This is a genomic window from Peptoniphilus gorbachii, from assembly GCF_016908115.1.
GTDB classification, from domain to species: Bacteria; Bacillota; Clostridia; order Tissierellales; family Peptoniphilaceae; genus Peptoniphilus_A; species Peptoniphilus_A gorbachii.
The window spans coordinates 93,362-106,775 of record NZ_JAFBDH010000007.1 but is presented as its reverse complement, the minus strand read 5'-3'; the positions used below and the strand labels follow the sequence as shown (position 1 = coordinate 106,775).

General features: G+C 33.1%; 11 protein-coding genes. 2 read left to right on the top strand and 9 right to left on the bottom strand.

Annotated elements, in window-relative coordinates; all coding sequences use genetic code 11:
• Positions 1 to 132 precede the first annotated feature (132 nt).
• The 9 genes from JOD41_RS07495 to JOD41_RS07455 form a co-directional block, all read right to left on the bottom strand.
• Positions 133 to 1,095 carry an ABC transporter substrate-binding protein gene (locus tag JOD41_RS07495; RefSeq protein ID WP_205052281.1) on the bottom strand — a complete coding sequence of 321 codons (963 nt, stop codon included), beginning with the start codon at positions 1,093 to 1,095 and terminating at the stop codon, positions 133 to 135.
• Entirely contained in the window at positions 1,079 to 1,783 is a 705-nt protein-coding gene (locus JOD41_RS07490; RefSeq protein WP_205052280.1) for an ABC transporter ATP-binding protein, read from the bottom strand. The genes JOD41_RS07495 and JOD41_RS07490 overlap by 17 nt, the downstream gene beginning before the upstream one ends.
• Positions 1,764 to 2,588: an ABC transporter permease gene (locus tag JOD41_RS07485; RefSeq protein ID WP_239541139.1), complete on the bottom strand. Its 825-nt coding sequence runs from the start codon at positions 2,586 to 2,588 to the stop codon at positions 1,764 to 1,766. The genes JOD41_RS07490 and JOD41_RS07485 overlap by 20 nt, the downstream gene beginning before the upstream one ends.
• Before the next feature lie 97 nt (positions 2,589 to 2,685).
• Positions 2,686 to 3,858 carry an iron-containing alcohol dehydrogenase gene (locus tag JOD41_RS07480; RefSeq protein WP_205052279.1) on the bottom strand — a complete coding sequence of 391 codons (1,173 nt, stop codon included), beginning with the start codon at positions 3,856 to 3,858 and terminating at the stop codon, positions 2,686 to 2,688.
• Positions 3,859 to 3,867: 9 nt separating this feature from the next.
• Entirely contained in the window at positions 3,868 to 5,613 is a 1,746-nt protein-coding gene (locus JOD41_RS07475) for an ABC transporter ATP-binding protein (protein ID WP_205052278.1), read from the bottom strand.
• On the bottom strand, positions 5,597 to 7,312 hold the full coding sequence (locus JOD41_RS07470) for an ABC transporter ATP-binding protein (RefSeq protein WP_205052277.1): 1,716 nt from the start codon (positions 7,310 to 7,312) through the stop codon (positions 5,597 to 5,599). Before JOD41_RS07470 ends, JOD41_RS07475 begins: the two co-directional genes overlap by 17 nt.
• A gap of 154 nt (positions 7,313 to 7,466) precedes the next feature.
• A complete protein-coding gene (gene tuf, locus JOD41_RS07465) occupies positions 7,467 to 8,660 on the bottom strand; it encodes an elongation factor Tu (RefSeq protein WP_205052276.1) in 1,194 nt (397 codons plus the stop codon).
• Positions 8,661 to 8,743: 83 nt separating this feature from the next.
• Positions 8,744 to 10,087, bottom strand: a complete 1,344-nt coding sequence (locus JOD41_RS07460) for an MATE family efflux transporter (RefSeq protein WP_205052275.1) — start codon at positions 10,085 to 10,087, stop codon at positions 8,744 to 8,746.
• Positions 10,088 to 10,510: 423 nt separating this feature from the next.
• Positions 10,511 to 10,810, bottom strand: coding sequence for a hypothetical protein (locus JOD41_RS07455; protein WP_205052274.1), 300 nt, complete (start codon positions 10,808 to 10,810; stop codon positions 10,511 to 10,513).
• 388 nt (positions 10,811 to 11,198) lie between these two features.
• On the opposite strand from JOD41_RS07455, the gene JOD41_RS07450 reads away from it, so the two are divergent.
• A complete protein-coding gene (locus tag JOD41_RS07450) occupies positions 11,199 to 12,152 on the top strand; it encodes a 2-hydroxyacid dehydrogenase family protein (protein WP_205052273.1) in 954 nt (317 codons plus the stop codon).
• Positions 12,153 to 12,160: 8 nt separating this feature from the next.
• Positions 12,161 to 13,192, top strand: a complete 1,032-nt coding sequence (gene hutG, locus JOD41_RS07445) for a formimidoylglutamase (protein ID WP_205052272.1) — start codon at positions 12,161 to 12,163, stop codon at positions 13,190 to 13,192.
• Positions 13,193 to 13,414: the final 222 nt, after the last annotated feature.

Sequence of the window (13,414 nt, the reverse complement as noted above, 5' to 3'; positions counted from 1 at the left end):
AGGTGATTTTTGGTATAACCTATTGTTGCCTACCCGCATAGCGGGTAGTTTTATGTTTCGCACGCGTTGCGTGCTCAACTGACTAAAGTCACAATTAAAAAGGCGAGTCTCCTCGCCTTAATTTTATAATTTTTATTTTATAAATAAAGAATCAATATCTATATCTTTATCTATCATCTTTGTTTCAAGCATAAAGTCCTTAGTTCTCTTAAAGCCTTCCTTATCAGCATCAGTAATTTCTGTTGAGAAGTCGTACATCTTATACATTGTATCAAAGGCTTCTTGGTCAAGAGAAAGTGCCTTCATAACAATATCTCTTGTTTCCTTGCTGTTATTTTTCATGTAATCAGCAGTTTCTTTTTGAGCTTCCATTAATTTATCAATTACATCTTTGTGTTCATTGTAAAATTTTTCTGAAGTTGCAACGCAAATTATGGCATCAATTAAGCCCTTACCATTTGTGATTTCATTTTTGCCAGATTTTACAGCCTTATATCCAGCTGGTCCACCTAACATGGCAACATCAATGGCACCTGATTCGAGAGCAGCAGCTGCATCTGGTATAGACATATTTACATATTCCACATCATCTATTGTCATATTTGCTTTTTTAAGATAGGCAATTAAAAGTTCGTGTAAATTAGTTCCAGCAGGTCCTGCAATTTTTTTGCCCTTTAGTGATTCTGGGCTATTAAGTGACTTATCCATTGAATATAAACCGAAAGCTTCTGGAGCTCTTGAATACATATTTAAAACTTTTAAGTCAACTCCATTTGCCTTAGCAAGAATTGCTGATGATCCACCAAGTGCATAAAGTACATCAACATCACCTGCTGCAAGAGCTTGAGTTTGGTCTGCTCCACTTGTTATTTCGCTGTAGTTTACCTTAACTCCTGGCATGTTTTTTTCAAATATTCCCAATTCTTTTTCAACAATTGATGGCACATTTAGTGGTGATGTTACATAAGTTACATTTAACTTATCAAGAGATAACTTTTCAGCTTCCTTAGCTTCCTTTTTGTTGTCACTTTTGCCGCAAGCTGCAAGTAAAAATAGTGACATGACTATAATTGCAATTTTAAATATTTTTTTCATTTCTTTCTCCTTTAATTAAATTGTCAAAATGTTCTTTTAGTTCCTTACTTCCAAATTTTCTCTCTTCAAGGTAAAAATCATCTAGAATTTTACCTTCCTTCATTATTAAAATCCTGTTTCCCATTATAAGAGCTTCTTCTAGAGAGTGAGTTACAAATAAATAGCCAATTTTTTCCTCTTCAAAAAGATTTAAGACTTCTCTTTGCATCTTTTTTCTTGTAAAGCCATCAATAGCTGCAAAGGGCTCGTCCATTAGGATATAATCTTTTTTTGCCACTAAGGCTCTGGCAATGCTGACTCTACTTTTCATACCACCAGATAATTGTGATGGATAGGCCCCTTCAAAACCCCTTAACTTTATTTTTTCTATCCAAGTTTCAAGAAGTTTATCATCAACCTTGTCCTTTAAAGAAAATTTTATATTTTCCTTAACATTTTTCCAAGGAAATAATCTTGGCTCTTGAAAAACCATAGATGTGGAAATATTATTTGTAAAAATCTCTCCAGATGAAACTTTTTCAAGACCAGAAATTAATCTCAACAAAGTGCTTTTGCCACAAGAAGATTCGCCAATTAAAACTGTCCTATCCTCAGTTTTTAATTTCAAGTTTACATTTTTAATTGCCTTAATTTCTATGCCGTGAATGGCATAATTTTTGCAAACATCTTTAAGAATTATACCATTCATTTAAAGAATCTCCCTTCAAGCACTTGCTTGCAAGTTTAACAAAAATAAAATCTGTCAAATAACCAACAAATCCAATCATAATTATTCCCACAATTACTTTATCAATTCGAGACATCTGCCTTGCAAAATTTATCATATAGCCAAGCCCACTTGAAGCAGCAATCATTTCTGCTGCAATAATTGCTCTAAAACTATATCCTAGGGCAATTCTCATGCCAACAAAAATATCCTTTAGGGCAGAAGGAAGTGAAATTTTTAAAAATTTCTCATATTTGTTGTAGCCAAAAATATCGCCAACTTCTAATAAATTGGGGTCAACTACCATAAATCCCTTTTGAATATTTAAAAAGAGAGGGAAAAAAGATGCCAAAATAATAATAACTATTTTTGTTCCTTCTCCAATTCCCACCCAAAGTATTAGTATTGGCACTAAACTAAGGGGTGGAACATTTTTTATAAATCCAAATATTCCTTCAAAATATATGCTTGTTTCTGGATGAATTATAAATAAACTTGCAAATAAAATTGACAGTATAAAGGATATGCTAAAGCCTATTAAAACTCTCTTTATACTAATTAAAGTATCAATAAGAATAGAGCCATCTAAAAACATTTCTCTTGCAGTTAATAAAACTCTTTCTGGAGAGGGAAGAATATAATCACTCCAAATATTTAGCTTAGATAAAATTTGCCAAATAATTAGAATTATTATGAAGATTAAAATTTTTTTAAATTTTTTTCCATTTTCACATCTCACATCTCCACAGGCCCTTACAAGATTTACAGATTTGATAATTTTTATCAAAGATAATTATATCCCACTATCTTTTTAAACTCAATTTTCTAAGCATAAAAATTTTCATAAAAAAACTATTTGAGAAATTCTCAAATAGTTTAATTTTTTATAGTGATGCCTTGTAAATTTCTAAAATATCATCCTTTTTAAGTTCTACTACGCCCTTTATTGATCCACCAGCATGTCTTGCTGCTGCTTCTGCCATTTCTTCTAGTTTTTCATCATCAATACCAACTTCACCAAGAGTCATTGGTATATTCATATCATCTTCAAAGAACATGTGAAGGCGAGCAATTGCTTTTTTTGCATCATTAAATTTATCATCACTTGCCTTAATGCCAAAGACATTTATACCAAAATCTCTAATCATGTCAACTGTGTCATCATTTAAAATGTGATTTAAAAATCTTGGAGTTAAAATTGCAAGTCCAATTCCATGAGTGATGTCATAAAAAGCAGAAAGTTCATGTTCCATTGCGTGAACTGACCAAGGAGTTTCTTTTCCAGTAGATAAAAGTCCATTTATAGCCCAAGATGAAGCCCACATAATATTTGCTCTTGCTTCATAATTATCTGGATATTCCATGGCAATAGGTCCATAGTGTATACAAGTTTTTAAAATTCCTTCAGCAAGTCTATTTTGCATATAAGCTCCATCGCCTAAAGTGAAATAATTTTCCATAGTGTGACTCATTATGTCTGCAATTCCTGCTGCAGTATGTTTTGCATTAACTGTATATGTTAGTTCTGGATTTAAAATAGAAAATTTTGGAAGAGTATAAGCTGAGCCAAAACCAAGTTTTTGTTTTGTTTCAGGATTTGTAATAACTCCGCCAGCATCCATTTCTGAACCTGTTGCAGAAAGAGTTAAAATCGTTCCAATAGGAAGTGCCTTTTCAATTATTGCCTTTTTAATTACAATATCCCATGGATCACATTTAAGATAAACTGCTCCCGCAACTAATTTAGAAAGGTCAATTACAGAGCCGCCACCAACTGCCAAAATGAAGTCCAAATTATTTTCTCTTACAATTTTTACGCCCTCTCTTGCTGATTCAACTCTTGGGTTTGGTTCAATGCCAGAAAGTTCCTTGTAAAAAATATTATTTTCTTCAAGAATTTTTACTATTTCATCATAAAGACCACTTCTTTTAATTGAGCCTCCACCATAGGAAAGTAAAACTCTACTGCCATATTTTTTTATTTCAGAAGCCAAATTTTTCATTTGGTCCTTTCCAAAAAGAATTTTTGTCGTAACATTAAAAATAAAATCTTTCATTATGACCTCCTAGTCCTTAAACTGTGAATTATATAAATCAGCATAGACTCCCTTTTTAGCAAGAAGTTCTCTGTGATTTCCCTTTTCAACAATGTCTCCCTTGTCTAAAACTAAAATCACATCAGAATTTACAATAGTGGAAAGTCTGTGGGCGATAACAAAATTTGTCCTCTCATGGAGAAGGTTTTTCATTGCCTTTTGTATTAGGGCCTCTGTCCTTGTATCAACAGAAGAAGTTGCCTCATCTAAAATTAAAATTTCTGGATCTGACAAAAGTGCCCTTGCAATTGTCAAAAGCTGCCTTTGTCCCTGAGAAATATTTGATGCCTCTTCATTTAAAACTGTATCATAGCCCTTTGGCAGTTTCTCTATAAAAGAGTGGCAATAGGCTTTTTTTGCAGCCTCAATTACTTCTTCTCTTGTGGCATCTTCTCGTCCATACAAAATATTTTCATAAATTGTGCCTCGAAAGAGCCAGGAATCTTGAAGCACCATGCCAAAAAGTGAGCGCAAGTTTCTTCTCGACACATCTCTTATATCTTTTCCATTTATTTTAATAAATCCCCTATCAATATCATAAAACCTCATGAGAAGATTTACAATAGTAGTCTTACCTGCTCCAGTGGAACCAACTATAGCAACAGTTTTATTTTTTTCCACTTCTAGGTTTAGATTGTTGATTACAGGTTTTTTCTTATCATAGGAAAAATAAACATTTTTAAATTCTATATCTTCCACCGGTTTTTTTATTTCGTCCTTTACAATTTCTTCTTCGGGCTCTTGGTCCAAAAATTCAAAAACTCTTTCAGCAGCAGCAATTGAGGCTTGAAAAATTGATGCCATCTCTGCCAACTGCTCAATAGGGTTTGATAGTCTTCTAACATATTGAAGAACTGCTTGAATATCTCCCACAAATAATTTGCCAGATAAAACGAGAAGTCCACCAACAATGGAAAGCATTACATAGCCAAGATTTGAAATAAAAGTCATAATTGGAAGCATGATGCCCGTCATAAAGGAAGCTCTGTAGGAAACTTCATAGAGATTGTCATTGATTTCTAAGAATTCTCTCTCTGCCCTTTTTTCATAATTAAAGGCCTTAATAAGCTCTGACCCTGAAAAATTTTCTTCGACAAAACCAACCATAGACCCTAGACCCTTAGACTTTCTTCTAAAATATCCCTGGGACTTATTTGAAATAAATTTCGTTGAAAAATATGTCATGGGAAGAGTAAAGAGAAATACTAAGGTCAAAGTTGGAGAAATTTTTATCATGACAAAGAGAATTCCAACAATTAAAACTATAGAAGATAAAATTGATGAAATTGTCTGCTGCAAATTTTTGCCAAGAGTTTCAACATCGTTAGTCATCCTAGATAAAAGGTCCCCTGTTTTATTTTTGTCAAAGTAAGATGTTGGAATGTACTTAACTTTTTCAGAAATTTCTCTTCTAAATTTAGCAATGAGGTCTTGTGTGACATCAACTAAAATTCTGCCCCTAAAAAATTCAAAGATAGCTTGACCTAAATATACAAGACCCATTATTAGGCAAATTTTTATAACGTAGTCAAAATCTATACTTGTCTTCATCTTTAAGTTTTCAAAGATTCTCGTGGTGATATTTCCCATTAATTTTGGCGAGATTATTTCAAAAATCGATGAGCCAATAGTAAGAAATATAGCAAGAAATAAAAAGGCCTTATAATTTTTTAAATAGGAAATTATTCTTAAAATTGTATTATCTTTCTTCTTCATAATCTTGCCCCTGACTTATGGCTATTTCCCTATAAATTTCATTTGTCTTCATGAGACTTTCATGATTTCCGTAGCCTGCCACCTCTCCATCTTCCAAAACTAAAATCTTATCAGCATTTAAAATCGTAGCAACTCTTTGTGCCACTACAATGACAATTTTATCCTTGAGATTTTTCTTTAAAATTTGTCTAAGCTCATAATCTGTTTTATAATCTAGGGCTGAAAAAGAATCGTCAAAGAGATAAACTGAAGCCTCACGAGTAAGAGCCCTTGCTATAGCAAGTCTTTGTCTTTGTCCACCAGATAGGTTTTTTCCAGCTCTTGCTATTTCTTTATTTAGTGGGTCCTCGCCCAAAAATTCTCTTGCATGAGCATTATTTATTGAATCAAGCATTTTTTCTTCTTCAGCATCTTCCCTTGCATAGGATAAATTTTCAGCAACAGTTTTTGAAAAGAAGAAATTTTCCTGTGGCACATAGGAAATTTTTTCCCTCACACCAAAGTTTTTTAGGCTCTTAATGTCAATGCCATTTATAAAAAGTTCCCCATCGCCTGGCTCATAAAATTGCAAGAGAAGTCTTAAAAGAGTTGACTTTCCTGAACCAGTTCCACCAATTATACCAAGGGTTTCCCCTTTTTTTACATGAAAGTTTATGTCCTTTAAGACTTTTAAACTTGCATCAGGATAAGAGAAGGAGAGATTTTTTGCCTCAATTTCATAAATATCCTCTGATAAATTTTTATCTCCACCAGTTTTACTTCTTTCATATTCAAGGACTTCATTAATTCTCTCCATAGATGCAAAAACTCTTGGCAAAAGGCTTAGAAGAAAGCTCATCATAATCATGGCAATTAAAACTTGAGTAATGTACTGAATGTAAGCCATAAGTTCTCCAATGCCAAGCTCTCTTATATCAATTAATTTTGCTCCATAATATAAAACAAATATTATTCCAAAATTTAAAATCGTGCCAAGCATGGGTCTAACATTTACTAGAAGCTTATTTACCTTTGTAGACATTTCTTGATAAGATCTATTAGCCTCATCAAAAACTGCTTCTTCGTATTCATCCTTAGAAAAAGCCCTGATGACACGAAGACCTGTTAATCTTCTTCTAAAAAGTTCATTAAGTTTATCTAATCTTCTCTGCAAAATTGGAAAGTAAGGTAGTCCCATTTTAAATACATAAAAAATTCCAAGTCCAATAAAGGGAATAGTAAGTGGAAAAACAAGAGACAGCTTTACATTTGTAGAAAGTGCCATTATTAGTCCACCTATAAACATAAGAGGACCTCTAATTAAGGGTCTAAGCCCCATTAAAACCATTTGCTCCACTTGATTTACATCGTCAGTGGTCCTTGTTATAAGTGATGAAATTGAAAAGTATTCAACATCGTCAAAGCTTAAATAATTTATTTTTTTAAATAATTCATATCTAAGATCTCTTGAAAAAGCCATAGTAGTTTTTGAAGAGTGATAAGCTGCTGATGCCCTACACATAACAGTTAATATGACGACAAAAATCATAAGGGCTCCAATTTTTAGCACATAAGATGTGTCGCCATAGGCTACGCCCTTATCTATTACAAGGCTCATAAGTTTTGGCAAAAATAATTCTCCAAGAGCATTTCCAAAGGTAAGAAGTATTACAACAATTATTCTAATTTTATATTTATTAAGTCCTTTATATATATTCATAAATCCTCCGTAGATTCATTTTAGCATATAGAGTTTTTAAAAGAAAATTAGTGAGTAATTTTATAATATTTCAATAGTTAAAAATTTATAATTTTATTTCCAATAAAAAAAGAGCGAGTTTCCTCGCCCTTAATTTTTATTTTAATCTAAAGGATTAGTCAAGAATCTTAGATACTACTCCAGATGCTACTGTTCTTCCACCTTCACGAATAGCGAATCTTAATCCTTCGTCCATTGCGATTGGTGTGATTAGTGTTACTGTAAATGTGGAGTTATCTCCTGGCATTACCATTTCTGTTCCTTCTTTTAGTTGGATATCTCCTGTTACGTCTGTTGTTCTGAAGTAGAATTGTGGTCTGTATCCGTTAAAGAATGGTGTATGTCTTCCACCTTCTTCTTTTGTTAGTACATATACTTCTGCTTCAAATTTTGTATGTGGGTGAATTGTTCCAGGTGCTGCTAGAACTTGTCCTCTTTGGATTTCTTCTCTTTGTACACCTCTTAGTAGGGCTCCGATGTTGTCTCCTGCTTCGGCTTGGTCTAGTTGTTTTCTAAACATTTCTACACCTGTTACTACTACTTGTCTCTTTTCGTCTGTAAGTCCTACTACTTCTACAGTATCTCCTACTTTTACTACACCTTGTTCTACTCTTCCTGTTGCTACTGTTCCTCTTCCTGTGATTGAGAAGATGTCTTCAATTGGCATTAGGAATGGGTGTTCTGTATCTCTTGCTGGTGTTGGAATGTATTCGTCTACTTCTTCCATTAGTTTTACGATTTTGTCTCCCCATTCTCCGTCTGGATCTTCTAGGGCTTTTAGTGCTGAGCCTACTACGATTGGTGTGTTGTCTCCGTCAAAGTCGTATTCTGAAAGTAGGTCTCTTACTTCCATTTCTACTAATTCGATTAGTTCTGGGTCATCTACTTGGTCTTCTTTGTTTAGGAATACTACAATCTTTGGTACACCTACTTGACGAGCTAGTAGAATGTGTTCTCTTGTTTGTGGCATTGGACCATCAGCTGCTGATACTACTAGGATAGCGCCGTCCATTTGTGCTGCTCCTGTAATCATGTTCTTTACATAGTCAGCGTGTCCTGGGCAGTCTACGTGTGCGTAGTGTCTGTTTGGTGTTTCGTATTCTACGTGAGATGTTGAAATTGTGATTCCTCTTTCTCTTTCTTCTGGTGCCTTGTCAATGTGTGCGTAGTCTACGAATTCTCCTCCGCCGTATCTCTTGTTCATTACAAGTGTGATTGCTGCTGTAAGAGTTGTCTTACCGTGGTCAACGTGACCAATTGTTCCAATGTTTACGTGTGGTTTATTTCTTTCAAATTTTGCTTTAGCCATGCTATTCCTCCTAGGATATTTTAAATTAAATTCATAATACATCAAAATCAAAATTTTTTCAACATTTACGCCACTTTTAAGGCTTAAATAAGCTCTAATTTTTTTCTAACAAAGGTGTTCATTAAATAAATTACAAAAAGTGTGGATGCAAATTCTGCAATTACATAGCCCCACCATATTTCATTGACTGTGAAAAATTTTATGGCAATGTAGGCAACAGGTAGAAGCACAATAATTTGTCTTAAAATAGAATCAAATAGTGTCAATATTCCATTGCCAAAGGCTTGGAAAACTGCAGTGCCTACAATGGATACGCCTGCAAAGACATAGGATAGGGCACAGATTCTAAGCATTGGTATTCCTATTTCAAGCATCTTGCCACTGGCAGAGAATATGCCAAGTAATTCCCTTGGGAAAATTATAATTATAGCCGATACAAAAATCATCATGAAAGTTACTGTGATAAAGGCAAGTTTTATGGTTTTTATTATTCTATCTTTATTCTTTGCTCCATAATTATAGGCGACTATTGGCACAAGACCATTGTTCACTCCAAAGATTGGCATAAAGACAAAGGATTGAACCTTAAAGTAGGCTCCAAGGGCTGCTATGGCAGAAGTTGAAATCTCTGAGAGCATTTTATTTAAAACATAAATTGTAAAAGACTGAATGGTTATGGTAATCATGGAAGGAACTCCAACTACATAAATTCCCTTTACTATTTCTAAATCTAATACCGGCTTCTTTATAGTAATCTCTTTATTAAATTTATATTCAAAGAAAGATCCAAAGAGGGCCCCGATAATTTGTCCCGTTACAGTTGCAATTGCTGCACCCTTAACTCCCATGGCAGGTAGTCCAAAGTATCCAAAGATAAATATTGGGTCAAGGATAATATTTAATACTGCTCCAATAAGCTGTGTCAGCATAGTAAAAATTGACCTGCCTGTGGACTGCAAGGTCCTCTCCAGAAAAATTTGTGTAAAAACTCCTATAGATAGTCCCATAACAATTTGAAGGTAATCTATACCATAGGCAATTATATTTTCATTAGTAGTTTGTGCAGATAAAAAGGGTCTTGGCAAAAATCTCGATAAAATTAATAAAATTATTCCATAAATTATGGCAAGGGCTAGACCAGTTTCTGCCGTCCTATTTGATTTTTCATAATTTTTTTCTCCCAAGTATCTTGATATCAAAGAGTTCATACCGACGCCCGTTCCCACTGCAATTCCTATCATTATATTTTGAATGGGAAAGGCAATGGAAATTGCTGTGAAGGCCTCTTCGTTAATCTTTCCTATATAATAGGAGTCAACCAAGTTATACATGGACTGTATAAACATGGAAACTACAATGGGAAAGGATACTTGAAATAAAAGTTTTGGGATTGACATAGTCCCCAATTTATTTTCATTACTTTGCACCTAATCACCTCTTAACTTTATATATTATATAGGAGATTATAAGATTTTTGAAGTTAAAAAAGAAGTTAGGAAAATTCCCAACTTCTTAAATATCATTTTTTTCTTTTAACAGTAATAATATGTTCGTAATAGGATAGATAAATAAGGTTAAACCAATAAGACATATTATAATTTCAACAATTTGAAAAAAATCTAAATACTTTATGCTTTGACTTATATCTCCTGTAATTTTCGATTTAATATAATTTATAAAATAAATTATAGAGTTAAAAGCTAACCCCTTTCTTCTAAAGAGTATCATAACTCTTGAGCTAATTAAAAATACACTTATTTTTAATTAGTGTTTAGTATTACAAGCTATCGCTATAAAAATATGGTTAAAGAATTATTCCTAAACCATATTTTTATGTTTTAACTTTTAAATTATAAAACTTTTATAATAATAATTATTACTATTGAGATTAAACGTCCAATTACATAGGGTAAGGCCGAAATAACAACATCTGTCAATCTTTTTTTTAATTGTTTTCCTAATTTATTTTTATTTACAAAAAGAAATACAAAATTAATTATAAAATACGTCAATATAACCTCATCAATCAAAGATAATATAAAGCTAGTATCGACATAGGATTTTATAAATAACATAAATATGAAAAAAGATGCTATTATTTTTATCTGCATAGCAGGATTTAACATCAGATTTTTAACTTTTTCTTTCATATTTTTCAACCAATCCTATTTATTTTTATGCATATCGTATAAGCAATAACAAATCTGAACAAAAAACGCAAAAGCAAATAACAAAAATATACTCCGACCTCTTTTAAAATATGATATTACAGTAAAAATTAAAAATATAAAATTTAAAAATATTAGCGTTTTATTCTTCTTCAAAATACCACCTATCAAACCTAATAATTTCAGAATCTTCGCTGATTTCTAGATTTAATTTTTCTCAAATAAAAAAATTACTAAATGCTATTACTATATTAACTTTATTTAAAAATATAATATTGAATCTTTTTTGTCAATTTATTTTTTAATTGTTTTCCAGTCTACTTTATACAATAATCATTTAATGTTAAAATAAAAATAACGAGGTGATTTTATGAAATTATTGATTACAAGTAATATTCCAGAAGAAATTTACGACGAACTAGATAAAAATTTTGAAATAACTTACCACGACTCCAATGTGCCCCTTAAAAAAGAAGAAACTATAGAAAAAATTAAGGGTCAGGATGCCCTCTTGTGTCCCCTATCTGATAAAATCGATAAGGATGTAATTGATGCAGGAAGGGACTTGAAAATTATTGCAAACTACGGCGCAGGCTTCGACAATATCGACATAGCTTACGCAAGAGAAAAGGAAATTGTTGTTACCAATGCACCTGCCCCTGCCTCTGCTGTCTCCACTGCTGAACTTGCCTTCGGTCTTATGCTTGCTGCTGCAAGAAAAATTGTATCTGGCGATAAGGTTACAAGAGAAGGCGGCTTTTATGGCTGGAGACCTACTTTTTACCTTGGAAGCCAATTAAAGGGCAAGACTCTTGGCATAATTGGTCTTGGAAATATAGGAAAGAACCTTGCAAAGAGAGCTAAGGCTTTTGAAATGAAGGTAATTTATTATTCACGCACAAGAAAGGAAGATTTTGAAAAGGAATTTGGCATTGAATATAGGGACAAGGATGATGTAATTAAAAATTCTGACTTTTTGAGTCTCCACACTGCCTTTGTGCCAGAACTTCACCACATGATTTCTAAAAAAGAACTTGAAATGATGAAAAAATCTGCTATATTAATTAATGCGTCAAGAGGTCCAGTTGTTGACGAAGAAGCTCTTGCCCATGCGCTTATTGCAAAGGAAATTGCAGGCGCTGCTCTTGATGTCTACGAATTTGAGCCAAAAGTTAATGAAAAACTAATGGATCTTTCTAATGTAATTCTCGCTCCTCACCTTGGCAATGCAACTTTTGAAGCAAGGCTAGAAATGGGCGAAAATGCAAAAGATAATTTAATTGATTTTAAAAATGGAAAAACTCCAAAAAATAAAGTAAACTGAGGTGTAAAATGATAAATTATTACAGTCCCCAAGAAATGGGAATATGGTCAGGTAGAATTGACGACGAAAATGATTACGAATCCTTTAGATGGCATCAATGGGTGAAGCCCCTTGATTTAAATGACGAAAGCTTAAGTCCCTTTGACGGAAAACTTGGCTTTGGCATACTAGGTTTTGAATCAGACCAAGGTATTGAGCTTAACAAGGGAAGATTTGGTGCTGCTGCAGGTCCTGCTGCTATTAGAAAGGAACTTGCAAAGCTTCCATGTCAATTTTCTAAGGACCTTAAAATTTTCGACTGCGGAAATGTTACAAGTAAGTACACAACTCTTGAAGCCAGCCAAGACGAACTAGCAAAAGCTGTAAAAAGAGTTCTCGAATTAAATTTATTTCCCCTAGTTTTAGGTGGCGGTCACGAAACTGCCTTTGGTCACTACAAGGGTCTCTCCACTTACCTTGACGACAAGGATGACAAAATGCTTGGCATTTTAAACTTCGATGCTCACTTTGACCTTCGTCCTTATGAAAAGGGAACTGGAACAAGCGGCACAATGTTTAGGCAAATTGCAGACTACACTCGTGAAAAGGGAACTGAATATGCCTACTATGTAATGGGAATCCAAAAACATTCCAACACTCTTGCACTTTTTAGAACAGCTGATGACTTGGGAGTTAAATATGTATTGGGAAAAGATCTTATCAATGGCAATTTATTTGACATTGCCCAAAATCTTGACGAGTACATTGCAGAAAAAGATCACCTATACATTACAATTTGCATGGACTGCTTTACATCAAGTTTTGCACCAGGTGTCTCTGCTCCACAACCTCTTGGAGTTGACCCAGAAAAAGTAATTTTACTTTTAAAACATGTCTTTTCAACTGGAAAACCAATGAGCTTTGACATTTGTGAAGTTTCTCCAAGATTTGATCACGACTCTGTAACTGCAAACTTGGCATCAATTTTAATTTACACTGTTGTATCAACTATGGCACAACATAAGTTAGGCAAGGATAATAAAAAATATATTCCACAATAATTTTATAAAATAGATTTTTAGCCACAGAGATTTCTTTGTGGCTTTTTTATCTTATTTTTTTTATCTTATTTCTTGTATATTAAATTTCATAAAATTTTTCAGAGTCTATTTTTTACTATGGATAAATTTTTTAAAAATAAAAATATCTCTCTCAAAAATAATTTTCATCTTCACAATTAATTTTTTTTGGCCAAAAAATTTTCTAACTCACAAAAATCCCCT

What these genes read in the sequence shown, in the direction of transcription:
- JOD41_RS07495 (WP_205052281.1), bottom strand. Translation starts at nt 1,095, where the DNA reads ATGAAAAAAATATTTAAAATTGCAATTATAGTCATGTCACTATTTTTA.
- JOD41_RS07490 (WP_205052280.1), bottom strand. Translation starts at nt 1,783, where the DNA reads ATGAATGGTATAATTCTTAAAGATGTTTGCAAAAATTATGCCATTCAC.
- JOD41_RS07480 (WP_205052279.1), bottom strand. Translation starts at nt 3,858, where the DNA reads ATGAAAGATTTTATTTTTAATGTTACGACAAAAATTCTTTTTGGAAAG.
- JOD41_RS07475 (WP_205052278.1), bottom strand. Translation starts at nt 5,613, where the DNA reads ATGAAGAAGAAAGATAATACAATTTTAAGAATAATTTCCTATTTAAAA.
- JOD41_RS07470 (WP_205052277.1), bottom strand. Translation starts at nt 7,312, where the DNA reads ATGAATATATATAAAGGACTTAATAAATATAAAATTAGAATAATTGTT.
- tuf (WP_205052276.1), bottom strand. Translation starts at nt 8,660, where the DNA reads ATGGCTAAAGCAAAATTTGAAAGAAATAAACCACACGTAAACATTGGA.
- JOD41_RS07455 (WP_205052274.1), bottom strand. Translation starts at nt 10,810, where the DNA reads ATGAAAGAAAAAGTTAAAAATCTGATGTTAAATCCTGCTATGCAGATA.
- JOD41_RS07450 (WP_205052273.1), top strand. Translation starts at nt 11,199, where the DNA reads ATGAAATTATTGATTACAAGTAATATTCCAGAAGAAATTTACGACGAA.
- hutG (WP_205052272.1), top strand. Translation starts at nt 12,161, where the DNA reads ATGATAAATTATTACAGTCCCCAAGAAATGGGAATATGGTCAGGTAGA.